This is a genomic window from Chloracidobacterium sp. (assembly GCA_015075585.1).
Classification (GTDB): Bacteria; Acidobacteriota; Blastocatellia; order Pyrinomonadales; family Pyrinomonadaceae; genus OLB17.
In genome coordinates this window covers 1,148,178-1,173,934 of the sequence record JABTUB010000001.1, presented here as the reverse complement: position 1 = coordinate 1,173,934, position 25,757 = coordinate 1,148,178, and the positions used below count along the sequence as shown (strand labels likewise).

The following is a 25,757-nucleotide window of genomic DNA, read 5'->3' as shown; positions in this document are numbered from 1 at the left end:
CCTTTAGCGTTCTATTCCGTGTTCAGCCCTTGGTGGCCGAGAGCCGTGTTCAACTGACGATGCCGACTTTTGCATGTCCGGGCGAATGATCTCCAAAGTTCGGTTCGGTGCATCAAAAGTCTTTAACAAATTCCTTACGGACTGGGCCGAACTTGTATCGGCATTTCTCAGTATCGATTTCAGTTTCGCCCCTTCGTTTGAACTTTGAGTTTGATTGATTCGGAATTCGATCAATGAAATCTCCGAAGGGGTGAAGATCGGAGCATATTTCGGCTCATTGTGTAATGACATAACCGACTTTTGTTTGAATTCGGCGGCGATTGTCGATGCAGCGTCGAAAATATCTTTTGCTCCTACGTATTCTAAGTTGAGTCTTGTTTCCTTCTCCTCGGCCATCTTCAGCACCACTTTTCTGTTTTGTCTGTCATCCTTGCCCTCCAGCATCAACGCAACAGCTTGATCCAATATCGAGTGCGTATTTGGCAGATCGACCTCTTTTAGACTCAAGTAATTGACTTCTTTTGGACGCGACCCAGAAACAGGAAACCTGGTATATTGTCTTTTCTTTCTAAAGATATCGAGATCTTCTTTAGCCATATCCAATCGGATCTTTGCAACTATCTCTTTTGCGATGGCTCGGCCGCCGATCACTTCCTGTTTGTGGCACTCAAAATCAGATTGATCTCCGGATTTTGAAAGCCTTCTGGCGGCAGGACAATCGGCTCTAGCCGAGTCAATTAGTGACCTTTGTTCACTCCAGTTTTCCTGGTAAACCTCTCGTAAACCTAGTCTAGCCGCCAGTCTTTCTATCTCGTCAAGTTCGTGTGGCAAATACTTTCCGTCCTGCATTCCTGAAGCGCGATCCGATTCAAGTATCTTTTCCAATAATTTCGATTGCTTCTTGGCGCCTGAATACTCTTTCGCTATTTTTCGCTTCGATTCATCGAGTTTGAGTTCTATGTCTTGCAGTAGTTGATTGGTTTTTAAGTCCTCACGAGAGACATCCCTACAAGTAAGCCTGCCTATAAAATGTTGGATATCCTCAACCAGTTTCAATGCGATACTCTGCTTAGTTTGTTCTCTTTCAACGTCTGCAAGTGAAAGTGATTTTCCATCCAGATCAACGCGACGATAGAAGCGGCCGGTATCAAAATTCTGAATTTGGCGTTCGTTATTTTTGACCCTTAGATTTGCGATTGCTTTTTGTGCGAATATTCGACTGAGGTCATGCTGATTCCGGCCTTCAATCTCGCCTTCTCTTTCATTCTCCGTTCGCACCTTTTCGAGATAAGCGAACCGACGGATATCGGATGTCTCCAGACACTGTTCCTGAAGCTGATCGATCTCGGTTTTCGAGAGTATTGGTGTCGGTAGTCTAAGGTTCTGTTTCCGATGGTGAGATCGAATCTTCTTCGCTACCTCGATTGCTGTACCGAATTCCTTTTCTACTTTGGTTTTTTGATTCTCCTGCTTGCCCATCATTTTAAACAGCACGGTTTTTATAATCCTGGCCTCCGGGTTTTCATCCATGCGAGCATCTTCGGATCGTTTATCCCGGCGTCGGTCTAAATCGCTCAGTGACAAGCGTCGTTTCTCACCACTCGATGAATCCGTAACAAGGAATTTCATCTTGTCGCCATTTTGAGCCAAGTGTTCTATTTGGGCTTCAATTCGCCGGATCAATGCTTCACCAATAATCGCCTTGCCGAGGGTTCTTCTGCCGTTACGGTCAAGGCCTCTAGGCTCATCGAGAAAAGCGGCGTTACCAGACGCATGCGAAAAGAGATCGGGCGACAGCAAAGGCAAATTCCTTTCTTTGACCTGTTCTTGAGCCAATACCGACTCCATTTTCACTTCTGCCGCATGAGCCACAATGCCCGGAACAAACACCTTCTCCCTTCGCACAATCTCATAGTGAGGAATTGCATCTTTAGGTATCTGCGTAAGACGACAATTTTCAAAAGACTTTGATATGTATTCCTTTTGCAACGCGATATGAACATGAGGATTGTCAGTATTTAGATGCAATGCGGCAACCCAAGATAGTTTTTCCGCTCTGAGGTATTCCCTTAATCCATCAACACTTGCCCGCGTGATAGATTTTAATGCGGTTTGCCGTTCCTTTTCAGATCGCGCCAACTGCTTATAATCGGACTCTTTGAATGAGATAACGAGATGATGCAATTGATCATTGCCTACCCGCGTTTTTGAGAGTGCGACTTTCAGAGAGTTGTTTGCGCTTTCCAATGAGAGATTGCTTGAAAAATCATTGAAGAGTTCACGGCCATTCGGCCGCTCCTTCGAAGGATCGATCTTGCTGTTGGCAATGTAGTTGACAAGCCCGTGTGCACTGCCTCGTTTTGACTGAATTGACACAACGATTCTCACTGAGACTTTCCATCCTCTTTGAACTTAGTGTTCGCAGCGTTCGCCGCAATGCGTTCTTGTAGAACTTTGATCTTTGTTTCAACAAACAAATTGGCCTCAGCAATGGGTTCAGTCTTCAGTCCATGAAAGGAATTGCATTTATCAAGATCGAGAATGGAATGCGCGATCAGATTGGCAAGAAATGCGTTCCCGATATCAATGCTGTTTTCCCGCTCTGATTGATTGGGGGATAAGAATTCGAGCAGTCTTGTAAAGATCTGATTGAGCGACGAGACCGTGATATTTAGCATGCAATACGCCTCACGTAGCAGAACAGTTGTGTTCAGCGAGTCGTCTGAAAGGCTTTTGACATGATCACTAAGACTTTGCGACTGTTCATTCAACCCATCGAAGAGGCTCAAGAGGTTACGTAAATCAGTTTGGTTTTCGCGTTCGGTTCTTATGATCCAGTCGATCTTATTTTCGAACCGCTCCTGCTTAAGTTTTGAGTCATTTTCCGACAACGCTTTTTGAATGAGTTTTCTTGCAATAGCCGCGCGAGTCTCGCCCGTACTCTTTGCTAACTCGGAAATCTTGCGTACATCGCTTTCATAGGGTCTGATAGTCATCGGGAATCCCTGCTTCGTAACTGCCCCTGAACTTATTCCTTCAATCAACTTTTCTCGTTCACGTTTCCTCATTTGTAATCGCCCGATTCACAGCGAAGGTGAGCAAACTACGTGCCGAGAACAAAAATTGGCCGAAACAATTTGGTTTGTAATTTTCGGTTACAATATGTAAACCCTCTATTTTCATACAATTGCGGGAGTTACAAAGAGTGAAAATTGGTCTATCCTGTCAGGCAACCAAAAGACAGCAACTTTCGTAATAAAATTTCACCGTCAACCAGCCGCTTTTTTCCTGATGGCACGCCGTTTGTATTAAGTATCCGCGATCAAATCCGACAGGAGGCAGATGCCAAACTTATGAACTCAATCGCAGATACCAGCACACAAAAAAAGGCCGCAAGCGACCAGACAATTCTCCAAATAAACCGCTTGAATTACATCAAGGTCAATACAAAGATCCTTGATTCAACTAACGAGAAACTTAAGAAATATCTACGCTTTGCAGCCGATCAGATAAAGACGGAAGTAACATCGGGCGACGTAATCGACTTTGCCCTGAATATGCTTTTTGACCGTGATCCGGGATTCAGATCGTGGCATAAACAGCGATCCTAATCATCTCTTTTCTACACGGAGAAAGCAGAAGGAAGATCGTTTCTCAAATCGACATTGGAGAATACACTTCCGCAATCAACGGACAACGACAACCGGCTCACTGTTGCTTCAAGACTCTTCTCGAACGCCCGAATATTCAGTCGATTGCTTTCCAACAGCAACAGTTTGGAAAGCCTTTGCAGCTCTTCATCCGGCAAACTACATTGATAGGTCGACGCTGCCCGCGAAAGCCTGTCGGCGGCTTCCTGAAACGTGACACCGGAATGTCCTCGAACCCATCTCCAACTGACATGATGCCGATAGCATCTCGTGACAAGATCACTCCAGAAGCTTCGGTTCGACTTCATTCGATTTTTGCCTGTCATTGTCTCGACGACATATCTTGAGTCCGAAACTATTTCGACAATGCAGGGGCGGCGAAGGGTGCCTAGAGCCATTGTACAAGCCGAAATTTCTGCTTGTTGGTTGGTCAGAGAACCGAGATGTCTGGATATAAGCCGCAACTCCATCCTATGCCGGTCAACGATAACCGCCCCGCACCCGGCCGATGCTTCCTCAGAACCATTTCTCAAACAAGACCCGTCAGCGTAAATAGTGATTTCTGGAAAATAATCTTCTGTTAGCTTATCGTTCATATACCCTCCAACAATTTCAGGACACCGATTTCTCGATGCCCTGAAAGATCACTTAGCAATCAGGAAACCATTTACAAGATTAAACTCAGAACTGGTCGTTACTCAGCTCCATAACGACCGAGTCCCCATCACTTATCGAAGGCTCAGGTAATTGCACCGGTTCGGGAGATTCAACTTCCTGACCATTATCAGTTTTGGCTCCGTCCGCGAAGTCGTACGACTGGAGAATCACTTCCGCACCGGCCCGCGGCTGGCCTTCTTTAGTCAGCCAAGGTTTGAATGCAAGCCGTCCCTGCACAAGCAGATGAGTGCCTTTTCTGACATTCGACGCTAAGGTTTCGGCGACCTTTCCGAAAGCAGTCACGTTGTACCAATGGGTGGTCTTAACGCGGCCCTCAGGACCGTTCTTGTAAGAATTTGAAGCGATCGGAAATGTTGCGACCGCCGTTCCTTTTTCCGAGTAACGGAGTTTTACCTCGCGACCGGTGTTTCCGAGTATCGATACTGTAGTTGACATTGTTATATTTGCTCCTTTTTGGTTTATTTTTGTTCCACAGTGGACGATTTATGCACCACAATGGGTTATTTTTGCACCACTCCAAGAGGACGATCACGGCGGTTCAAGGTTTTAGATTATCTCAAGCCTGACTGCCGCTCTTTTTCAATTAAAATTGATAACAACTTCTAGGCCGCGTGAATGATCTTTACGAATGCCGGCTGGCCAAAGAGCAGTTGTTGCGACTGTTTGGCATTCAATTCGGCTTTAAGTTCACTCTCGCGATTTCGGACGGAATCCCATAGGCTCTGCTTCTCTTGTCGTGTAAATCTCTTGGCTTCGGGATCGTTATAGAGTGCGAATTTCAAAAACCTGAGCCTTCCCATCGATACTTCCTCGATGGTCTTTATCCACCTTCTTGCAGCCGTGCTAATTCGATTTGCAAGGCGAGCTTCTTGGGATTTTGCAACTGTGTTCAGCGCCGTGAACTCCTTGAGTGAGATCTCCTTTCGCTCTTTATAAGCGGCAAATGCTGTCCGTTTCAGTTCGGCAACCACGGCAGTATCCGTGGTTCCACGAAGACTCAGATAGAGATCCTGATATGATGCGTTGCGGAGACTTCTGATATGGAAATCCCCACGCATTTTTTGCCAAAGAACACGGCAAACTCCGGCCACGTACTGCATCTCGTCGTAATCGGGATTGATCTCGTTTTCCGAGAGATATTCGACTGTTGAATTGCGGATAGAACGTATCTTGCGGACAGTGCGAACGACTTGTCGGCAATAGATCCGCTCCAGGCTCAATGTCAACCATTCCTCGAACTCATTGTCGGAAAATGGACGCTTGGCGGCTTCAGTCGCAGATACAAACGGAATCATTTCCGGTCTCGATTCGGCGATAAACATCCGGGCTTTTCCGGCCTCCGTGCCTCCCATCTGATGTCCGACAAACAGATGCGAAATGATCGAACCCAGGCCGCGAACATCGGACGGCAAGTAAGAAGCGTCAACCTCGCATTCGAAGTCGAAAGCAACTACGGCGCTTTGCCCACCGTTCATTCGAATGTTGATCGTGCCGTTCTCATCATACTGATCGAGACTCTCGAATGTGAGAAAGTCACGATCCAGTTCTTCGAGCGATTTGTCACCGTCGGAAAGGTAATATTCCTCGAATTCGTCCGTGATCATTCGAGTGATCTTCTGACGCCCGATCCGACGCATCACCGAATCCATTTCTGCATCAAAATTCGGAGTCGGCTCAGGCAACGGCAAACAAGATTTGGCGCCGTCGCGGCTTCGTCTTTTGTCAGCTCTTGAGAGCTTCATCAGGATCGGACGCGACTCAAAGACATCTAATTCTCGCTCGGAAAGAGGGGCGGTCACAGCCGACATTTGCATTCCGAGCATTCCCATTTCTTTGAGAACCTCGGGGATGCCTCGACGCCTGATCTCGCCATAATAATGTGAAGCGATCTGCTGAAGTTCGAATTGTCCGGTATCAGGACTTGCAATCGCCCTGACGCAGCGAACGAACTCAAGCGCATCTATCTCATCACCAAGCACTTTTACCGCATATTCTAGGGAAAGTATCTTCACCTTATCGACCGGTTCGGCCTCAATCTCATCTGCGATCCTGACCACTACGTCACCAAGAATCGCAAACTCCTCAAGTTCCTGCCTACGCAACGGATTTCGCTGAAGATGCCGACACCAGTCCTGCATTGGTGAGCCGCTGTTAAGCGGTGTGAAAGCCAGAATTGGACTTTCCGGAGCGTATTGTTTTAGCATTTCTAAATTCAATTGTACTGCCATATGCACCTCGTAAATCCCGGACAAGAGCCGGAGAGAACACTTGTTTTTGGGCAGTGTTCTCAATGCCCAAGTTGAAAAAAGCACAAACATTCAGGCTTGAAAACCCCTTTCAACTTGGGAACAAAGACTTGTTGGGTAGAACGGAAGAACTAGCCAATGGAGGCTTCTAGATCGGCTAGCCGACGTTGAAGATATGCGAAAGTTTGCGGCGACCTTCTATCAAGTTCGGCACGTCCGGTTCCGAGACCATCTGCCGGAATGACAACAATAATATTGTTATCGCTCACAGCGATGAATACCGGAGACAACGCGGCTTCGATCGCGGACTTGTTGTGCTCAAATTCATTGTCAGTGAAGAACGCAGAATCATCCCTGGTCGGCTTTTTCTTGGTTGGAATACCGACAGCATTTGGCTCACCGCACATGGCGGCTGCCTGACCTCCGAAACCCCGGTGTTCGAGGTTGTCGCCAAACAAAAACAGCTTGTCCGGATTTGCCTGCACGTATTCACGAGTATGTATTTCAATCGTTGGATCATAAGGCCTCCAGATAAATTGCAAGGGCATCTCAAATGAACTGACGATGCCCCTTTACGAATAAAAAACTAAAAGGCGGCCACTTGATCCGAAACCTCGCTGACAAAGGAAGTGGGAACCGGACTGCCGGAGTCCTCTGAACCGTTTTCGGGTCTCCGTGCTCGGGGAAGGAACTGGAATTCCTGAAGCACAATGTCTGCTCCGGCCTGCGGTGTGCCGTTTCGATCCAGCCAGGGGTTGAAAGAGAGCGTTCCCACGACGCAGAGCCGGGTCCCCTTGTCGACGAATTTTGCGAGTGTTTGGGCTTGTTTGCCGAACGCAATTACCCGAAACCAATTGGTCTTTTCGACCGGCCCGTCGTTTGTCTTGCGAACGGTGTTGGACGCCATTGAGAAACTGGCGATGAATGTCCCTTTGTCTGTTGTTCTTGTTTCCGGCGCTTTGCCAAGATTGCCAATTAAAGTGATGCTAGCTGACATGTTATTTTCTCCTTTGCGTTTATAATCTGTGATTCATCCACCAATACTTGAAAGCCTTGATGAATTCACTTTCTATCAGCCGCTTTTATTTTTAGGTTCTTAGTTCACACTCTTTTTACTGGCTGTTGTGGGACAAGGTGGCGAAAAAAAGCACCACAGTGGTGCATTTATTCGCCAAAGTGGATGATTTTTGCACCACTCTAAGCTCTATAAGCGATTCGTTTAAGTTTTTTGATGAGTCCTGATCGGCTAATTCCGAGATCCTTGGCTGCTCTTGTTCTATTGTTGTTGTGGATCGCCATGGCATTTTTCAGAAGATCGGTTTCGATCATCTCAAGGTAGTCATCAAGCTTTTTGCCTTGGGGTAGGGTCTGGAAATGGCCGTTAGGCTTCTCATCCAAGCTAGCTCCATTAACATTCGGGGCTTCTAGATGCTTTTGGATTATATCTCCTGTGAGCGGGATAGGAAGAAGCCAATTTCCTCGCTCATCTGCCTCAAAAAGGATTTCAAGGCAAACCTCGTCAATAAAAGACCGCAGTTCTCGGACATTTCCAAACCACGGCGAGCGTTCGAGCACTCGCAATTCCTTCTTTTCGGCAGTTATGATGGCCCCGGACTTTGCACAAAAGTCCTTAATAAACTGCTGGGCCATCGGAACGATCTCCCCGATACGTTCCCTCAACGGCATCAGTCGAATTACGTGTGAAGTAATGCGGTATCTGAAGTCTTCGCGGAACACCGAGAGATCACGATGAGTGGCATAAATTATCCTGACATCTACATGTCTTGGACGGTTGCCGCCGACTCTCGTAATCGACTTTTCCTCAACGACCTTAAGCAGCTTTGCTTGTGTGCCGTTGTCGAGTTCGCCTATCTCGTCAAGGAACAGCGTACCGCCGGCAGCCGTCTCAAACTTGCCGATCTTTAGTGTAGTAGCACCTGTGAACGAGCCTTTCTCATGGCCAAACAACTCGCTTTCAATGATCGAATCGGCCAATTCCGCGCAATTCACTGAAACGAACGGATGTTTCCGGCGGGGGCTGAGGTCATGTATCTCCTTTGCGGTATGCGTTTTGCCTGTACCTGTTTCACCTAGCAAACACAGGTCAAGAAAATCGAACCGTGCAAGTTGCTCGATATTTACATGATTACTTTGAAAGGTGTATAACATTTATAAATAGCGTATTGCAGATTCATTATGAATCACCGGAGTTTTCGACGGTTTTTTCCTTACTTTGGAAACAAAAGTCCACTCCGAATTTGACCTGTATTAATAAAAACCTTTGGAAGTCGAAAAGGTTACATAACATCAACTTGCTGGAAGCAATTTTTTTTCCGGGGCCGTAAAAAGCATGTCGGAATATCCAAGAGGAGATGAAAAGGTCGTTACTTCAAAAACTACAGCCATTCCCCGGCAACGTTCCCTCGCCGGACGCTGATATTAAGCCCGAGCACTCAAGCGAAGGATTTATACGAGAAGCCTTCAAACTCATAAAACTCATCACAAACGCCCAAAGAACCTCCTTACCCGCTTCTGATATTCCGGATGTTGTCCAGGACACTTCGCTTCGACTCTGGAAGTGGCACATAAAGTTTCGAGAGCGAAGTAGCGGAATGTCCCATGATGAATGGCGTTCATTCACAGCAAGATCCACTTACAACGAGATCAATCGCTCAAGGAAAAAATCGTCCAGACTGAACGAAGTCCCCCTCGAGTTTGTTCCTGAATCTGAGGACAAATCACAAAATGCAGAGGCCGATCTTGAGATGAATGAGCTCGTCCTGAAAGTATGGCAAGGAATTTGCAGTCTGAGTGTATATCAACGGCGAGCATTACTTTTGCATTCAGCGGAGACTTTGATCTATCTGATGCAGTTCGGGATCGGCGAGGAACGAATCGCTTCGGCCCTGTCATTCGAAATCGAGATGTGGGAAGCGTTATCGGCACAAATCCCCTTGACTGACGTTGAGATCGCGAGATTGGTGAATGAGAACGTTGGGCTCGTAAATAACGGAGCTCAAGTCAGAAACATTAAAAAGGCAAGATACGACGCAAGAAAAAGGCTTGAAAGGCTGATAACATGAACGGCGAGCACTTACAGATTTCAGAGATCTCACATTTCCGAAAGGGGACACTTTCGAGAGAAGACATGCGTCTGACATCGAGGCATCTCTTGGAATGCCTCAGTTGCCGAGAGCTTTTGCCAAAGCCAACATCAAGTGAATTTTTGGATTCGATTTTTATTGAACGGGACAACAGCGCGTTCACCGATGACGCAGAGGAGAGCCTAGGAATGAAGTTCCCTTCGCTCCTGGGTAGTCTCCGTCCAATGCTTCGGCCAGCTTTCGCTGCTTTGCTGTTCATTGCAATAACAGGCGGCTTGTCACTATGGTTCCTCTCCAATCCAAACAATTCGATAAGTGCCAATCTGGTTGCATCGATCGACAGTTGCGAGTTAAATGGCCGAGACAGTATTCCGGGTCTGCCGCCCCTTGATAGTGATCAGCCAACTCACGCTCATCCCCCTAAGACACCGAATAGATCGTCGGTATCGACAACCCAAAAACCGGAATCCAAAAGATCGATACCCAAGAGCGGCCGGTCGCAAAAATCCAAATTGAACGCTCCGGTCGATTCTGAAACACGAAATCTCGAGCCCCCTTGCGGCCCCATTGGGTCGATCGGTCTGGACACTACGGCATTCGATGAGGGTGTGAAGTTGTTATGGAGCAATGTCCCGAAAGCAGCTCGGTACGCCATCTATATTTCAGATCTCAACGAAAAGCTCGTCGATCATTTCGAGACCGAAAACGAAACCTCATACGTTTCGAAGGCCCGCTTTGAACAAGATGTAGTTTACAAATGGCGCCTTGTCGTGACTCTTCAATCGGGCGAAACCATCTCAAGTGGATCGCAGCGTTTCTCGCTAAACGACAGCGGCGAAATTAATAGTGATAAAAGAAAGCTTCGGCTTCAGAAGCGGAGTTCGCCGAACCTAAGATGTACGGAGAAAAATTGATGAAGAGTTTATCAGCACACAATCTAATTTCCTATTTCGTACCGGCCATCCTCGCCGTATTGGCTTCCGTGTCGATCTTTGGACAATCAACTTCTGATGATTTTCCCGTGCCGGCGAATATGAAGGTTGAAGGAATACCTCCAATAAAGAAGGATGAAGTCGAAAAGCTTTTCTTTGACCCATCTCAGATCAGGAATAACCTTATTTGGGATGTTGAAAGGACGAGCCGGTCAATACTCGTTACAGATGAAAAGTCATTCATTTATCGCGTCGCGTCGCCGATGGCGAAGCCGGAGGTCATTATTGACAATAGGGTTCCGAGTACCGTCAGAGGGAATCCAACTAACGCCACCTTTGCATTCACCGATGACAAAGCCGACGAGGACAACTATGAGCTTTATCTATGGACAGGCAAGGAAATCAAGAAATTGTCCTCTTTTACCGGCAAGGACGAGTCCGTCGAATCATTTGTTTGGTCAAGAGACGGTAAGATCATCTATTACACCCAAGTTGACTTCGACAACAAAACGACAAAACTGTGCAGCCGCGATCTTGTCTCGATCTCCTGCTTTCTGACGGACCTGAAAGGAATTTGGAATGTCCTTGACGCCGATCAAGACAAGATATTACTCAAATACTGGAAGGCCTCCAGCAATCAGAGCCTGTATCTGTATGACATCCCGACCAAAAAGACAATTCCGATAGAAGAAAAAGGAAACTCAAACAAAGGCTTTTTTGCACAAGGGCGGGTCTTTTGGCTCTCGGAGGGTTTGGACGAATGCGGTCAGGAACGCTGTCTGCTTTCGTTAGATATCAAGACCGGCGTGAAGAAGCGCATCCTTTTACCTGAAGGGACGGCAAATCTTCAGGACGTTAAGGTACCTCCTGATGGAAAGTCGTTCTTGATACAGGGAACAAAGGACGGGATCGACAACCTCAAAATCGCCAAATTGAAGAACGATCGATTGGTCGAAACAGCCTCATCCTTTGTAAGAGGATCATATGTCATCTGGGGAACACGATGGCTGTCAAACGAGGAAGTGGTTTACACAATTGATAATGTCGGAAAACCTGCCTCGGTCGAGTCTTTTGATTTCTCCAAGAAGAAGCACACGTCCTGGACAAAAGAGCGGGTTCCGCTTCAAATTGAAAATACTGTACAAGCACCTGAAGTGATCAAATGGAGGTCCTTCGACGGCAAGACCATTTCAGGCTATGTAATACGCCCAAAATCAGAACAAATTAAGTCACCAGTCGTGATCTACGTTCATGGCGGACCACAGATCATTGATCGGCCGACATTCAATACCTCTGACATACGCCTAGCAACCTATCTAGGCATCACCACCATACACACAAATATTCGCGGCTCCTCAGGATTCGGGATCGAGTTCATGGATGCTGATAACGGTGCAAAGCGGGCAGACGCTGTTAAAGATATCCGAACATTGATTGATTGGATTGAGAAACAGCCGGGACTGGATGCTTCAAGGATCTTTATCCGGGGTGAAAGTTATGGCGGCCTTATCGCCCTAGCGACTGCCCTTCAAGAGCCGCAGAGAATAAAGGCCGTGATTGCCGAATATCCTTTGGTTTCAGTCCGGGGATATCTTTCCCAGAGTTTTATAGATGAATTCTCCATAAATGAATATGGAGACCCAAAAGACGAAGAGTTAATGAAAAGGCTCGACGAGCTTTCTCCGCTGAACAACACAGAAAATTGGAATAAGACGCCGTTGTTTCTAACGCGAGGAAAGCTCGATCAGAGAGTCCCTGAACGGGACGTGCTCGGCCTCAAGGATCAGATCAAAGAAACCGGGGCCGAGGTGTGGTTCATATACGCTAACGAAGCGGGACACGGCGTTGGAGGCCGTTACGTGACTGCCGCGATGTATGAGTTTTTGAAAAAACAATTAAGGAGTAAAAAGTAATGAAAAAAATAAGAACAACTATATGCACTATGCTGCTTACGACGTTGCTGGCCGGCAACATCCTTGCTAATACCAGCTTTGTCGCTGGCACCGCAGCGGCCACCAGCATCTTATCGCATCTGGTCGAAGAGGTGCTTCTTCTGCTTCGAGATGGTGATTGCCCGCCCAGGCTGTGCACGACATGTAAACCAAATAATGTGATCGATGATAACGGCAATTGCCGTCCTCGCGAGGAATGATAAAGAATGAATGATTTTCATCAGAACGCAGGCGCAGTGGCAGCCAGACTCACAGTCTTCGGCCTGTTGACTGCGCTCGCGTCATTTAATGGTTTTGCGGTCACAACCGATCTTCGTTCTCTCTTTGAGGAAGGCAGCTTTAAGGCTGTAATAGAAAGTGCTCCTGCTGAGATCACAAATGCCCGTAAGCTAGGCAAGTTCGCGGATGCTGCGGTTAACGGCCTATATGCTTCCAGAGCCTTGATACAACTTGAAAAGTATGACGACGCCGAACAGGTGTTGGTCGAGGCTGTGGCTGATGCCGAAAGAGTGAAAGGAGACAAGAAATTCCTTGCATCTTTGCTTTTTGCACAGGCACATCTTTTCAGAGCAAAAAAAGATTTCAGGTCCGCATCTACTCGTTCCCGCGATGCTTTTGCCCTTGCTCCTCAGAATCGCGAGATCGAACTTGAATACTATGTCAGTAACGGCCGAATACTTTTTTCGAGCGGATATGACATCTCAGCGATTGTCTGGTTAGAAAAAGCGGAAGCAATATCAAATGCGGTTCCGAGGTCTGCCCTTCATCTCGAGATACTGCGATTTCTAAGTCTCGCTTGGCAATCCAAGTTTAACTACGGCAAAGCGATTTCCTACTCAAAGAAGCTGGTTGAAGCAAGCCAGAATACGACATTCAAATTCCGGTACCGCCAAGCCCTCTATGAGTATGGGAATCTATTGAGCGCGGCCGGTCAGGAACAGCGGGCAAAGACAATGTATGAAAAAGGATTGAATCTGGCAATATCGGCAAAAGATGATACTCAAAGTTCCATTTTTCTTTCCACATTGCTTCTTAACGCACTTTATCACAACGATCTTACGACCGCTGAAAAGCATGTAAGGACGCTTGCGGAACTCGACAAAAGTAAGAGCTTCGAATATGACGTTACACTCGGTCGTGCAATCATTAACGCGTTGCAAGATGACGCTGGCGAATCCGAAAAGCAGTTCTCTCGGCTCGAAACTATGAAATCTACCTCCAATTTCGTGGCTCCTTACTGGAAAGCTACCATTGCGGAGCGGAAAAGCAATTGGGGAGAACTAATCGGATTAAGCGAAATGCTTTTGAGCCTTGCGGAAAAGGAGAACTTTCGGGAGAACCTCCCGCATTTGTATTTATTGCTCGCCAGAGGACATTGGGGACTGGGCAATAAAGAGTCGGCTTTGAAGGTCCTGCGGAAGGCCGAGGCGATCATAAGCGAGGCAAGGACGACTGACGACGCTCCGTTATCGCTTTCGATGCTTGAAACCTTCCACTCTGTCTATAGATTGATTGCGGAGATCGAGGCTGATACCGGTGATCTTAGAAGGTCTTTTGAAACAGTTGACTATCTCAAAGGGAGGGTCCTGAGTGACCGCATCAACTTCTCGCCATTAAAACAATCTTCAGATATTTCTCCTGGTATTACAAAAAGAGCATATGATCTCTCGTCAGGATTTCTCAATGGCGACGACAAGAGAGCATTGGACGATTTTGAAGCAACCATAACTACTGCAATTCCTCAGAATTCGACCGCTGTGGCAAAGTCATTACAATTAGACAATATGCGGGACCTTGATGACACAGCAATCGTGTCATACTTTTTTACGCTTGAAGGCAATCTTGCCGCTCACGTGCTTGAAAAACACAAGCCAATTCGTCTTGTCAGACTCGGCATCTCTGAGCCAGACATCGTTGCAATGGCGAATAGTGTCCGAAACAAGATCATGAATCGGATATTCTTCAAGAATGACGGAAAGGAGATCTACGATTTTCTAATAGAACCCTTATCGCTCAGTTCTTCCCACATAGTGTTCGTTCCGGACAAGTCGCTCTGGAAGATCCCATTCCATGCTTTGAGTCCCGACGGCGAATCCTATCTGATAGAAAAGAAAATGGTCAGCTATTCGCCATCAGTTTCTTTGCTGCTTGAATCAATGAAGAAAAAGGCCCCGTTCAGAAAAAGCGCACAGGTATTCGCGAACAACACATTTGAGAACCGTACACTCCGATTTGTAAACCAGGAAGCGGCAACAGTTGGCAAACTTCTGGATGTGCCGCCGAGAATCGGAGCCACTTCGCAGCAGTTCTTCAATCTATCTCACGCGGCAGACATTTTGCATTTTTCGATGCACGCCCAAGCCGATCGTGAAGAACCGATAGATTCCTTTCTTGGATTCAAACCATCGGGAAATCATAACGGCCGAATAACGGTCAACGACTTGCTGAAAATTCATCTCAAACCCCAAAGCCTTGCCTTCATAGCTTCCTGTGATACAAGCAATGTGCTGAATGGTGAAGGCGTCGTCAGTATCGGCTGGGCATTACTCGGATCCGGGAGCACCACAGTAATTTCAACTCAATGGGAAGCCAACGACCGATCGACCGGCTTGTTCGTACAAAACTTCTACAAGGAATACAAAAAAGGAATCCCTGCAGCCCGAGCTCTTCAAAACGCAGCTATCTCCATGATCCGTGACAAATCGTCCGAGACCTACGAACCATACTACTGGGCAAGCTTCACGCTTCTCGGTGACTTTCGGTAAATTGGAACAAAATCCATTCATCGACGAAAAAGCATTGTCTATGGTTGGATAAAAAATGCACCATGTCAAAGGCAAGTGGTGCAAAAATGTTCCATCTAAAACCTAAAACTACCCAGTGATATTTGTAGAGATCTTGTATTTACAAGCGTCCGGGAATGATCTATGCCGAGGCACGCGTTTTGCACTTTGAAAATCCAAAGGAGCAAAACACATGGACGACAAATTTATTCTAATCCCGAAGGAAGAACTCGTTGAGACTCTGGGGGCGTTGTTAGATGAAAAACTTGAAGATCATTTTCATCCATTCAATTCTGTTATCGCTGTCAAGCAAAAGGAAGCTTGTGAGGCTTTGGGAATATCCGACGATACCGTGAGGCATCGCATCAGCCAGGGAAAGATTACACCGCTTCAACGTGACGGTTCGCGTTTGGTGATTCTCACCTTTGAGATGATGCGCGGACTGAAACCACGGCCACGACGCCCTAGATTGAAAGCGTAGCCTGGAGTCAAATGGATAGTAAAATGGATAGTAAACAGAAAAAGGCGTCATTTTAGACGCCTTAAGTTATTGATAATAATGGTGATCCGACCTGGACTCGAACCAGGGACCCAATGGTTAAAAGCCATTTGCTCTACCGACTGAGCTATCGGACCACGCGGCATACAGCGGGCTAGAGCGTTTTGCACGCGGCCCCACTTCAGCCGAATTTAGGATTTTACAATTTGCCGGCCTTTACGGCAAGTTCCATTCGGACATCTGCTCGCGAATAGAGTGAATTCGGATCATTCGGTACATCCTCGAAGCCGTGTTTACGATAAAGCGAGAGTGCGGGAGCCAACTTGTGGTGTGATTCGAGAAAAACGGTTTCGTAACCGTTATCACGGGCATATTTGATACCGGCAACGATCAGAGCATCGCCGAATCCACGGCCTTGGAATGCGGGATCGACCGCCATTTTTGTCAGCTCAAGGATATTTCCGCCCGCCGGGATCAATGCGACGGTTCCAACGACCTGCCCGTCCTCAATTGCGAAAAAGACCTCGCCGCCGGCATCGATGACCGATCTTTTAGGATCATCGAGTATATCGCGGTCGTGCTGCTCGACAGTGAAATACTTCTCGATCCAGCGGTAATTCATTCGGGCAAAATCAGCGGCCCATTTCTCACTAAAGCCAACGATCTCCACTATTTGAACCAACTTTCCATTACGGAGTCCTGCAGAATGATCGTCTGATCGCGCTCGGGGCCCGTTGAGATAAGCCCGATCTCGGTTCCGATCTGCTCAGACAGAAATTTTACATAATCGCGTGCTTTTTCCGGAAGTTCATCAAATTTTGTAATACCGACCGTGTTAGCCATCCACCCTTGCAGCACCTCGTAAACGGGTTTTATGCGCAGCAGTTCGCCTGCGACCGCAGGAAACGTATCGACGCGGCGCCCGTCGATCTCGTAGCCGATGCAGACCTTTATCTCTTCGAGCGTATCAAGGACGTCGAGTTTCGTCAGCGCGACGCTGTCAAAACCATTCAGCTCTGCCGCATAGCGAGTAGCAACCGCATCGAACCATCCGCAGCGGCGCGGCCGTTTTGTTACCGAACCGTACTCGCGGCCACGCTCACGGATAAGATCTGCCGTGGCCTCCTCTGATTCGAGCATCTCTGTAGGAAACGGCCCTTCGCCGACACGCGTCGCGTAAGTACGCACTATGCCAAGTACGCCGGTGATATGATGCGGCGGAATGCCCGCTCCGACCGAAGCTCCGCCCGCGGTCGGATTTGAAGAAGTTACATACGGGTATGTGCCGTGATCGACATCGAGCAGAGTCGCTTGGGCACCTTCGAGAAGTATCTTCTGATCGGCGCGGCGTGCTTCGGCAAGGAAATTCGATGTCTCGCAGACGAATGGCCGCATACGATCGATAAGCGGTGCGATCTCCGAAAGTATTTCGTCCGAACGCAGCGGCTGCTGGCCGAATAGTGCAATGATGCGGTTAGCCTCTTCAAGATTGCGTTCGACGCGCAATTTCAGAAGCTCAGGAACCATTGCATCGGCGACACGAATGCCGCGGCGGCCTGCCTTATCTTCATACGCAGGCCCGATACCTCGGAGCGTCGTCCCGATCTTCTCATTACCGAGACGCTCTTCAGAAGTATGATCGAGTGCCCGATGGTAAGGCATAATGAGATGTGCACGACTCGAGACCTTCAGGCGCTCCGGCGTGACCGAAATGCCTTGGCCGTGTATCTGATCGATCTCTTCAAAGAACGCTTTCGGGTCAATGACCATACCGTTACCGAGAACGCATATTTTATCCGGATGGATGATGCCCGACGGTAAGAGTCTCAACACAAAGGCCTTATCGCCGACGTAAACGCTGTGGCCGGCATTGTGCCCGCCTTGATATCGCGAAACGATATCAAAACGGTCAGCCAGAAGGTCAACGACCTTTCCTTTGCCTTCATCGCCCCATTGGGCACCTATTATTACGATGATCATAATACGTGATACTTGATAACGGACAATTGATAATCAAACACCTTTCGATGTCTTTATTGATGAAGTAAGAATTTTGATCAATTCCCGACAACCAGCAAGCAACGATCGCGCTTGCTGCCTCGTTAGATAATCCGAATCTTCTAACAGACTGAGCCAATATTCAGTTTCAACAGCCTCTTTCAGAGCTATCGAAAGTTTGCTGATAAAATCAGGACGGGACTGAGCTTGATTCGCCTCAGCAACATTCGCTCCGATCGACGTGCCGGCGCGCAAAAGCTGTTTTGAAAGAACATATTCTCTTGCCTCCGACGCGAGATGCTTATAAGCCTTCACTATCCGCAGTGCGAACGCATACGACTTCTCACGAAGAACATTGCTCTTTGATCGTCCATTATCCATTGTCAGTTCTCAATGCGAAATGGTCCATTCATACAGCTCTACATAATTCCGAGCGGCGTTTTCCCAAGAATTATCTATGGACATTCCGTTCTGCTGTATCTTCGCCCACGACTCCTTATCCTCGTAGGCAAACCTTGCCTCGTATATCTTTTCGAGTAGCCTGTCAGCTCGATACTCCGTGAATTTGAAGCCGTTTCCCGTTTCATTCACCGCATCCCAATTATCAACGGTATCATCAAGCCCGCCCGTTGCACGCACGATCGGCACCGTGCCGTAACGGAGCGAATACATCTGATTCAACCCGCACGGCTCGAACTTCGACGGCATCAGGAACATATCTGCCCCGGCCTCGATCAAATGCGCCAGGCTTTCATTGTAGCCGATATACACACCGACCCGCGACGGGACACGGTCACGCAAAGCCTGCAGGAACTGCTCCGAATCGCGCTCACCCGAGCCAAGGGCTATAAAAAATCCGCCGGCAGCCAAAATATCGCCTGCTCCCTGCCTTATCAGTTCGACACCCTTTTGCGCCGTAAGCCGCGTAACACTCGCGAAAACGGGCCGATCCAGCTCGACCGGCAGTGAGAATCGTTCAAGCAAAGCGCGTTTACATTCACGCTTGCCTGCGAGATCCCGCACCGAAAAATGATGCGGCAGTTCCGGGTCGGACTCGGGGTTCCAAACCTCATAATCAACGCCATTCGTGATGCCGATCAGGCGGCCGCTGCGTTTGCGTGTCAGCCAATCGAGACCGTAGCCGAATTCCGGCGTTCGAATTTCGGCCGCGTAACGCTTTGAGACCGTCGAAAGCGTATCGGAGACCTCAAGCCCCGCCTTCATAGCAGATGAATAACCGTTGAAACTAAAAGCGTTTCTCGCAAATTGCGATGTAAAACCCAGCATCGCAAGATCGCCTGATGCAAAGCCGCCCTGATATGCAAGATTATGTATGGAGAAGACCGTGCGCGAATTTCGCCAGTATGGATCGGCCCGCCTGCGTGATGCCAATTCCACCGCCGCAAAGCCGCAGTGCCAATCGTTGAGATGTACGATATGCGGCGGTTCGCCGATGCGCTTCAGCAGTTCAAGAGCAGCGCGGTTAAAGAACGCGAACCGCTCATAATCCTCCCGATAACCATAGATCGAATCGCGATGAAAGATCGACGGCGCGTCGATCAGAAATGTCGGTGATCCGTTAGCCTCGCTGTAAAAGGCCTTTGCGCGGTAGCGATTCCCTTTCCAGTCCAGCCAAAGGTCGTCGATCGCCGTGTGCCACAGATACTCGCCCTTTGTCTGCCAATAGCAAGGAGTGATCAGGATCGGGTCGTGCCCGATCTGCTTAAGGGCCTTCGGCAACGCACCGGCAACATCTCCAAGCCCGCCCGTCTTTGAATACGGCACAGCTTCAGCAGATACGACGGCTATGCGCACGGCGAACTCCAGCCGCAAATGTGCGGTCGTAAACAGTAAGAGGCTGTCCTCGATGTATCGCTATACACGATCCGAAACCTATGCTGAGGCATATCAGGTTTGCATCGAGGCAAGGAATTCGGAATTCTTCTTGGTCTTGCCAAGCCGCTCGAGCACAACCTCCATTTGTTCGACAGGCGAAAGCGGATTAAGGACGCGTCGCATGACCCAGATACGGTTGAGATCTTCTTTACTGATGAGCAGTTCTTCCTTTCGTGTACCCGAACGCTGGAGGTCGATCGCCGGGAAGAGACGCTTGTCGGAAAGTTTACGGTCAAGGTGTATCTCGGAGTTGCCGGTCCCCTTGAACTCCTCGAAAATGACGTCGTCCATACGCGAACCAGTGTCTATAAGGGCCGTTGCAATGATCGTGAGGCTGCCGCCTTCTTCGATATTGCGGGCCGCACCAAAGAAGCGTTTGGGCCGCTGCAGGGCATTCGAGTCTATACCACCCGAAAGGATCTTGCCCGAAGGCGGCACGACAGCATTGTGAGCGCGTGCGAGGCGCGTTATCGAGTCAAGCAGGATCACGACATCGCGTTTATGTTCGACAAGCCGTTTTGCCTTCTCGATCACCATATCAGCGACCTGAACGTGGCGTGTCGGCGGCTCGTCAAACGTCGATGAAATGACCTCACCGCGGACCGAACGCTGCATATCGGTAACTTCTTCCGGCCGTTCATCGATCAGAAGGACTATTAGCGTAACCTCGGGATGATTCTCGGTAACGGAATTGGCGATGGTCTGAAGGAGCATCGTTTTACCCGTTCGCGGCGGCGCCACGATCAATGCACGCTGGCCCTTTCCGATAGGTGTTACAAGATCGATCACGCGGGCAGCGACCCTTTCGGGATCGCCCTCGATCTCCATCTTGAGCTGTTCGTCAGGGTAGAGCGGAGTAAGATTGTCAAAAAAGACCTTCTCACGCGACTGTTCCGGAGCCTCAAAGTTGATTGCCTCCACCTTGATAAGCGCGAAATAACGCTCGCCTTCCTTTGGCGGACGGATCTGGCCTGAGACAGTATCACCGGTGCGCAGGTCGAACTTTCGTATCTGCGAGGGGCTTACATAGATGTCATCGGGCCCCGGAAGATAGTTATATTCCGGAGCTCGGAGAAAGCCGAAGCCGTCCGGCAGCGTTTCAAGTACGCCTTCGCTAAAGATCAGGCCGCTCTTTTCCGTCTGAGCGGCGAGTACTTTGAAGATAAGTTCCTGCTTGCGCAGCCCCGTCGCACCTTCGATGCCCATATCCTTTGCTATATGGGTCAATTCGCTGATCGACATATCTTTCAGCGTCGCGAGGTTCAGTTTCCCGTCCTCAGAGGGTTTGCCGGTAACCGCAGAGGGGATTTCGCCGGAGCCGTTCGTTTCTATAACAGCGTCAGTAGGCTCGTCAGACACCTTCTCGGGACGAGATTTGCGCGCATTCGTGGTTTTGGTTGCCATTGTTTTTCGGTAGGAGGAAGTTTCAAAATTCCCTTTGTATATTCAGAACATTCACCTTCAAACACTCCCCGTCGTGTCGAACTATCTGCAGTGCGGATTATCAGTGAAGAAGTTGTATGGGTTGTTTGCAGTTATACCTTAAACATCGCTAAAGCCCTAAAGCTCCCCTTCGGCGAAACCCTAAAGTTAAGGTATATGTAATTCTTACTCTATTCTTAAAAGAAAAGCAACTAAAATTTTATTTTTTTCTTATTTTTCTACCGCTGCCAGAATAGCCGCCCAAACGTCGTCATTTCCCTTATGTTTTGCCGCGGAATGAGGAAGTATCTTGGCCGCCGGCAAGACCCGCCGAATTTCCTTCAGATTTTTTGCGAGGTCATTCGCAGAAAGCTTGTCAGATTTCGTTGCGACGACAATGAAGGGTTTGTCGTGGTGCCTCAGCCATTCATTCAACTGAATATCGAGCTTTGACGGCGGATGCCGCGCATCGACCAATTGAATGCACAGGACAAGCTCCTCGCGCTCAAAGAGGTATTCCTCCGCCATCTTGCCCCAACCGGCACGCATCGTCTTTGAGACCTTTGCAAACCCGTATCCGGGAAGATCGGCGAACAAGAACGAACCGTTGATCTTAAAAAAATTGATGCTCTGTGTCCGTCCGGGCGTATTCGAGGTTCGGGCAAGGCCTTTCCGGCCAAGGAGCGAATTTATGAGTGATGATTTCCCCACATTTGACCTGCCCAAAAATGCGATCTCCGACATGCTCTCGACAGGCCAATGGCTCCGTTCGAACGCGCTCTTAACAAATTCTGCTGAAGATATCTTCATCGTAGTGTCGGCCCGAAAAAAACCTTTGACCAATCCGAATATTGTAAGATAACATTTCTTTAGAACTATTCTAGGCTGTTTGCAGCACTAATACAGAAGCACGAACCAAACACCACTGCCTGGAAAGCAGGCAAGATCCCAGGAGATATTTATGCTAGGTTTCACCGGTAACAAACGGATCGCGGTCTCCCCACGCAAAATGCGTATCATTCTTGCACTCTCTGTCTTACTCGCAATTTCAGTTGCAGCGATCGTTCTGACGAGACGATCTGAGGCCCAGGCTCGGCCAAACGCAAATAATATTGAAGCGAAAGCCGGGCGGTTTCTGAATATCGACATCCGGCTTAACAGCAGGAGCGACCTTGAACGCACGCTGCAGCGGCACGGCGATGCTCTTGGCGATCCGGAATCGGACGCGATAGACAAAGCCCGCGATCAGCAAGGCGCGGCCCGTGCCGCGCTCAAGCGTTTGCAAAGGACCGTACCGACCGCTGATATTACGTTTTCAGAAACCACAGGAATGGTCGAGGTTCTAAAGAGTGCCGAGTTTCTCACGGCACCGGCTCCGGGCGAAGATGCAGAAACCATCGCTCTTCGCTTCATCCGAGAATACAGCGACATCTACGGGTTGAGTAATGAAGACATCCAAAACCTTCACTATGTCGGCGAAAGCGTGAACGAATACAGCGGCTTACGGCTTGCCCTGTTCGACCAAATGGTCAACGGACGGAGCGTCTTTCAAGGCGATATCAAGGTCAGCATCGACCGCGAAGGCCGTGTTATACAATCGCTCAGCAATATCGCTCCGCAAGCCGTCGAACGTGCCGCGGCACTCGATGATCTTATTTCACCCGAGCAGGCGCTGGCGTCAACTCTCAAAACCATAGGCATCAAGGCAGACGCCGCCAGCATGACATCCCGCTTTAGCGAGGACGATCAATACTCTGCCGAGGTTATCGCGAACGACACGAACGTTGGCAAGGTATTCAGCAAGATCGTCTATTTCCCCGTAGCGCCCGGCGTGATCATTCCCGCTTGGTCGCAGACCATCTTTGCAAAGGATGCCGACTGGTACGCACTTGTTGACGCCGCTAACGGCACTTTGCTTTGGCGAAAGAATATCCGTGACGATGTTTCCACACATCAAGCACGATTCCGTGTCTATGTGCAGGCTGACGGCTCGACACCGGCTGACAGCCCTTCACCGCTGTCGCCTTCGCCTTTGACCGCCAATTACCAGCCGCCCGGTATTGCGCCAACGATCGTCAGTATGCTGACGGTTCAAAATCTGACGGCGAGTCCGAATGGTTGGATCGATGACTGCCCTTCCGGTGGCTGCACCGCTGCACAAACACAGACCGTAGGCAATAATGTACTTTCTTGTCTCGATCGTTCGGGCAGCTCAAATGTCTGCGACACGACGGGGACGTCAGCTCTTGATGGGAACGGCCGCCCGACGGGCAATCCTGACGCCTTCAGCCGAAATCGCGATTTCCTCGGAACAACGCCCCGTGATTTCCAATCAACCTACACACCGCCGCCACAAGCCGGCAATCCTGAGTCAGGACAGACGTCGAACGGCAGCTCAGCCTCATTTATGCGCGGCTCGGCAACGCATCAGTTCTACGTTGCTAATTGGTATCACGACAAGCTTTACACACTTGGTTTCACGCCGGCGGCGCGGAACTTTCAGAACAACAATTTTGGCGGAGGCGGCGCGGGAAATGACCGTGTCAACTTGGATGTGCAAGACGGTTCCGGAACCAATAATGCAAATTTTTCGACTCCGGCGGACGGAACTTCGGGCCGCGCGCAAATGTTTAACTTCACCGGCCCGACGATCGACCGCGACGGCGGCCTCGATGCTGAAATACTGATACACGAGCTCACGCACGGCACGAGCAACCGCCTCATAGGTAATGGTTCCGGGCTGCAGTGGGACATTGGCGGCGGGATGGGCGAGGGATGGAGCGACTTTTATGCGCTGTCTCTGCTCAATAATACCAATGCCGACTCGCCTGACGGTGCTTACGCATCGGGAGCATACGCCACATACAAACTCGGCGGTAATCCTTTTCTGGATAATTACACTTACGGCATCCGACGCTTCCCGTATTCAACAAACAACTCCGTCAATCCTCTGACATGGGCTGATGTTGATGACGTTACGAACGACCTCTCCGGCGGGATCACGCCGAGCCCGTTCGGCTTCAATAACAATGGGGCACTCGAGGTTCACAACGTCGGTGAGATCTGGGCTTTGACGTTGTGGGAAGTTCGCAGCCGCATCATCGCCGACCCTGCGGGTGCGAACGGCGATGTGCCGACAGGTAATTATAAGACGCTCTCGATAGCTACTGACGCCATGCGCCTGTTCACGCCGAATAACCCGTCGTTCGAGCAGGCACGCAATGCCCTGATCGATGCGGATTGTGCCGCGAACTCTTGTGCCAACGAGGACTCGATATGGGGCGGCTTCGCCGACCGAGGCCTTGGCTATAAAGCCATTGCGCCGATCGGAGCCGCATACGGGCGGATCGCGGGCCATATCGGAATTGGTGAGTCATTTGCCTCACCGAATTTGGATGTGAATACCGTCACAGTTGACGATTCGGCATCAAATAATACCGGTGCGATCGATCATTATGAACACGCAAATCTTATTGTTAATTTAAGGAACCCGTGGAGGAACAGCGGCAAGGGTGTTGCTTCAGCAACTGCTACTTTGACGACCTCGACCCCCGGCGTTACGATCCTGCAAGGCTCTACAACCTATCCGGCGATCCCGGCGAACGGTAACGCAAACCCGAACGGGCCTGCTCTGCGGCTTCGCGGCCCGGCAAGTGCATCTTGCGGATCGTCAATTGACCTGACACTGACAATTACGAGCTCGCTTGGGACGGTTACCCGCGATATTAAGCTTCGAATGGGTGTCGCATCGGGAACAAAACCGGCGGTTACCTATACTCGAAGTTTGAGCGGACTCGCGATCCCCGACAACGCTCCGCGCGGCGTCGGCGACAGCATGACGATCAACGACGACTACGAGATCGCGGACTTGAATTTCAGAATGGACAACCTAGTTCATTCGTATGTCGGTGATGTGTCTGCGATGCTGAAGGCACCCAACGGCTATGGAACCGACCTTATATCCCTTATTGGTTGGCCGTCGAGCAGCGGACGGTCAGGAGGATCGATCGTCAATATGGTGATCGATCAGACGGCAGCAGCTCCAAATGATATGCGGACTGCCACTTCCGGCCAGGTGCCTTTCACTGATGATTTCCTACCGATCTTCAACACGCCTTCTTGGACATCTTTAGGGTTGACGCCGGATCCGGTAGGTCAGCTGGATCGTTTTAACGGAATGAGTACGAAAGGCGTATGGAAGCTTCGCGTTGCCGATGAAGCCGCCGCGGATACCGGCACAGTGTACGGATGGTCGCTGATCGTTACGCCGCGCAACTTTGTCTGTACGAACATCCCAACAGCCGGGATGGCAGCCATTTCAGGCCGCGTACTCAACGCTAATGCTCAAGGTCTTGCAGGGGCGGTCATAACAGCTACTGACACCGAAGGCACGAAATGGGTCGTAAGGACGAGCTCGCTCGGCTATTATCGCTTCGATGAACTGCCGGCGGGCATGACCTATATCCTTGAGGTGGCCGCCAAAGGACGCACATTCCTGCCCAGGGCGGTTTCAGTTACAAGCGATCTGACCGATGTGGACTTTATGCCGGCGGAATAGCGAGTAAGGAGGCCGCGTGATCAGGCGGCCTCCTTCATT

Annotated in this window: 22 protein-coding genes and 1 tRNA gene; 8 read left to right on the top strand and 15 right to left on the bottom strand. The window is 49.4% G+C overall.

The genetic code is table 11. The annotated features are described in order from the left end of the window. Window positions 1–3 precede the first annotated feature (3 nt). Complete coding sequence (locus HS105_05365; protein ID MBE7516022.1) at window positions 4–2,376, bottom strand: hypothetical protein; 2,373 nt, start codon at window positions 2,374–2,376, stop codon at window positions 4–6. A gap of 8 nt (window positions 2,377–2,384) precedes the next feature. After that, the gene (locus HS105_05360) at window positions 2,385–3,068 is read right to left on the bottom strand and encodes a hypothetical protein (GenBank protein MBE7516021.1); all 684 of its coding nucleotides are present in this window, start codon (window positions 3,066–3,068) and stop codon (window positions 2,385–2,387) included. A 285-nt stretch (window positions 3,069–3,353) separates the two neighbouring features. Here HS105_05360 and HS105_05355 point away from each other — a divergent pair, with 285 nt between their 5' ends. Continuing rightward, the gene (locus HS105_05355; protein MBE7516020.1) at window positions 3,354–3,611 is read left to right on the top strand and encodes a hypothetical protein; all 258 of its coding nucleotides are present in this window, start codon (window positions 3,354–3,356) and stop codon (window positions 3,609–3,611) included. 11 nt (window positions 3,612–3,622) lie between these two features. Here the strand turns inward: HS105_05355 and HS105_05350 are convergent, their stop codons facing one another. The 6 genes from HS105_05350 to HS105_05325 form a co-directional block, all read right to left on the bottom strand. Next, window positions 3,623–4,246, bottom strand: a complete 624-nt coding sequence (locus tag HS105_05350) for a hypothetical protein (GenBank protein MBE7516019.1) — start codon at window positions 4,244–4,246, stop codon at window positions 3,623–3,625. Window positions 4,247–4,331: 85 nt separating this feature from the next. Continuing rightward, window positions 4,332–4,763, bottom strand: coding sequence for a single-stranded DNA-binding protein (locus HS105_05345; GenBank protein ID MBE7516018.1), 432 nt, complete (start codon window positions 4,761–4,763; stop codon window positions 4,332–4,334). Window positions 4,764–4,930: 167 nt separating this feature from the next. Then, complete coding sequence (locus tag HS105_05340) at window positions 4,931–6,556, bottom strand: hypothetical protein (protein ID MBE7516017.1); 1,626 nt, start codon at window positions 6,554–6,556, stop codon at window positions 4,931–4,933. A gap of 149 nt (window positions 6,557–6,705) precedes the next feature. After that, entirely contained in the window at window positions 6,706–7,083 is a 378-nt protein-coding gene (locus HS105_05335) for a hypothetical protein (GenBank protein ID MBE7516016.1), read from the bottom strand. A 77-nt stretch (window positions 7,084–7,160) separates the two neighbouring features. Further along, complete coding sequence (locus HS105_05330) at window positions 7,161–7,571, bottom strand: single-stranded DNA-binding protein (GenBank protein ID MBE7516015.1); 411 nt, start codon at window positions 7,569–7,571, stop codon at window positions 7,161–7,163. Between the two features lie 200 nt (window positions 7,572–7,771). After that, on the bottom strand, window positions 7,772–8,743 hold the full coding sequence (locus HS105_05325) for a sigma-54-dependent Fis family transcriptional regulator (protein ID MBE7516014.1): 972 nt from the start codon (window positions 8,741–8,743) through the stop codon (window positions 7,772–7,774). Between the two features lie 203 nt (window positions 8,744–8,946). On the opposite strand from HS105_05325, the gene HS105_05320 reads away from it, so the two are divergent. From HS105_05320 to HS105_05295, 6 genes are all read left to right on the top strand, one after another. Continuing rightward, window positions 8,947–9,657 (top strand): hypothetical protein, encoded by a 711-nt coding sequence (locus HS105_05320; GenBank protein MBE7516013.1) that lies wholly within the window; start codon window positions 8,947–8,949, stop codon window positions 9,655–9,657. 116 nt (window positions 9,658–9,773) lie between these two features. Beyond that, a complete protein-coding gene (locus HS105_05315; protein MBE7516012.1) occupies window positions 9,774–10,592 on the top strand; it encodes a hypothetical protein in 819 nt (272 codons plus the stop codon). Continuing rightward, window positions 10,574–12,523, top strand: a complete 1,950-nt coding sequence (locus tag HS105_05310) for a S9 family peptidase (protein ID MBE7516011.1) — start codon at window positions 10,574–10,576, stop codon at window positions 12,521–12,523. Before HS105_05315 ends, HS105_05310 begins: the two co-directional genes overlap by 19 nt. Then, the gene (locus HS105_05305) at window positions 12,523–12,762 is read left to right on the top strand and encodes a hypothetical protein (protein ID MBE7516010.1); all 240 of its coding nucleotides are present in this window, start codon (window positions 12,523–12,525) and stop codon (window positions 12,760–12,762) included. The genes HS105_05310 and HS105_05305 overlap by 1 nt, the downstream gene beginning before the upstream one ends. Window positions 12,763–12,768: 6 nt before the next feature. Further along, window positions 12,769–15,327, top strand: a complete 2,559-nt coding sequence (locus tag HS105_05300; GenBank protein MBE7516009.1) for a CHAT domain-containing protein — start codon at window positions 12,769–12,771, stop codon at window positions 15,325–15,327. 211 nt (window positions 15,328–15,538) lie between these two features. Beyond that, entirely contained in the window at window positions 15,539–15,826 is a 288-nt protein-coding gene (locus tag HS105_05295) for a hypothetical protein (protein MBE7516008.1), read from the top strand. Window positions 15,827–15,905: 79 nt separating this feature from the next. Here the strand turns inward: HS105_05295 and HS105_05290 are convergent. The 7 genes from HS105_05290 to HS105_05260 form a co-directional block, all read right to left on the bottom strand. After that, window positions 15,906–15,981 (bottom strand) — tRNA-Lys (locus HS105_05290). A gap of 62 nt (window positions 15,982–16,043) precedes the next feature. Next, window positions 16,044–16,514, bottom strand: coding sequence for a GNAT family N-acetyltransferase (locus HS105_05285; GenBank protein ID MBE7516007.1), 471 nt, complete (start codon window positions 16,512–16,514; stop codon window positions 16,044–16,046). Continuing rightward, window positions 16,514–17,827: an adenylosuccinate synthase gene (locus HS105_05280; protein ID MBE7516006.1), complete on the bottom strand. Its 1,314-nt coding sequence runs from the start codon at window positions 17,825–17,827 to the stop codon at window positions 16,514–16,516. The genes HS105_05285 and HS105_05280 overlap by 1 nt, the downstream gene beginning before the upstream one ends. 30 nt (window positions 17,828–17,857) lie before the next feature. Beyond that, entirely contained in the window at window positions 17,858–18,223 is a 366-nt protein-coding gene (locus HS105_05275) for a four helix bundle protein (GenBank protein ID MBE7516005.1), read from the bottom strand. 9 nt (window positions 18,224–18,232) lie between these two features. Beyond that, a complete protein-coding gene (locus tag HS105_05270; protein MBE7516004.1) occupies window positions 18,233–19,627 on the bottom strand; it encodes a glycogen synthase in 1,395 nt (464 codons plus the stop codon). A gap of 123 nt (window positions 19,628–19,750) precedes the next feature. Next, entirely contained in the window at window positions 19,751–21,142 is a 1,392-nt protein-coding gene (gene rho, locus HS105_05265) for a transcription termination factor Rho (protein MBE7516003.1), read from the bottom strand. Between the two features lie 249 nt (window positions 21,143–21,391). After that, on the bottom strand, window positions 21,392–21,970 hold the full coding sequence (locus HS105_05260) for a YihA family ribosome biogenesis GTP-binding protein (protein MBE7516002.1): 579 nt from the start codon (window positions 21,968–21,970) through the stop codon (window positions 21,392–21,394). Window positions 21,971–22,121: 151 nt separating this feature from the next. Here HS105_05260 and HS105_05255 point away from each other — a divergent pair, with 151 nt between their 5' ends. Next, the gene (locus HS105_05255) at window positions 22,122–25,718 is read left to right on the top strand and encodes a carboxypeptidase regulatory-like domain-containing protein (protein ID MBE7516001.1); all 3,597 of its coding nucleotides are present in this window, start codon (window positions 22,122–22,124) and stop codon (window positions 25,716–25,718) included. Window positions 25,719–25,757 lie beyond the last annotated feature (39 nt).

Coding starts and splice junctions, on each gene's coding strand:
- HS105_05255 (MBE7516001.1), top strand. CDS start 22,122: ATGCTAGGTTTCACCGGTAACAAACGGATCGCGGTCTCCCCACGCAAA.
- HS105_05345 (MBE7516018.1), bottom strand. CDS start 4,763: ATGTCAACTACAGTATCGATACTCGGAAACACCGGTCGCGAGGTAAAA.
- HS105_05340 (MBE7516017.1), bottom strand. CDS start 6,556: ATGGCAGTACAATTGAATTTAGAAATGCTAAAACAATACGCTCCGGAA.
- HS105_05275 (MBE7516005.1), bottom strand. CDS start 18,223: ATGGATAATGGACGATCAAAGAGCAATGTTCTTCGTGAGAAGTCGTAT.
- HS105_05260 (MBE7516002.1), bottom strand. CDS start 21,970: ATGAAGATATCTTCAGCAGAATTTGTTAAGAGCGCGTTCGAACGGAGC.
- HS105_05360 (MBE7516021.1), bottom strand. CDS start 3,068: ATGAGGAAACGTGAACGAGAAAAGTTGATTGAAGGAATAAGTTCAGGG.
- HS105_05325 (MBE7516014.1), bottom strand. CDS start 8,743: ATGTTATACACCTTTCAAAGTAATCATGTAAATATCGAGCAACTTGCA.
- HS105_05310 (MBE7516011.1), top strand. CDS start 10,574: ATGTACGGAGAAAAATTGATGAAGAGTTTATCAGCACACAATCTAATT.
- HS105_05295 (MBE7516008.1), top strand. CDS start 15,539: ATGGACGACAAATTTATTCTAATCCCGAAGGAAGAACTCGTTGAGACT.
- HS105_05300 (MBE7516009.1), top strand. CDS start 12,769: ATGAATGATTTTCATCAGAACGCAGGCGCAGTGGCAGCCAGACTCACA.
- HS105_05305 (MBE7516010.1), top strand. CDS start 12,523: ATGAAAAAAATAAGAACAACTATATGCACTATGCTGCTTACGACGTTG.
- HS105_05350 (MBE7516019.1), bottom strand. CDS start 4,246: ATGAACGATAAGCTAACAGAAGATTATTTTCCAGAAATCACTATTTAC.
- HS105_05330 (MBE7516015.1), bottom strand. CDS start 7,571: ATGTCAGCTAGCATCACTTTAATTGGCAATCTTGGCAAAGCGCCGGAA.
- HS105_05355 (MBE7516020.1), top strand. CDS start 3,354: ATGAACTCAATCGCAGATACCAGCACACAAAAAAAGGCCGCAAGCGAC.
- rho (MBE7516003.1), bottom strand. CDS start 21,142: ATGGCAACCAAAACCACGAATGCGCGCAAATCTCGTCCCGAGAAGGTG.
- HS105_05320 (MBE7516013.1), top strand. CDS start 8,947: ATGAAAAGGTCGTTACTTCAAAAACTACAGCCATTCCCCGGCAACGTT.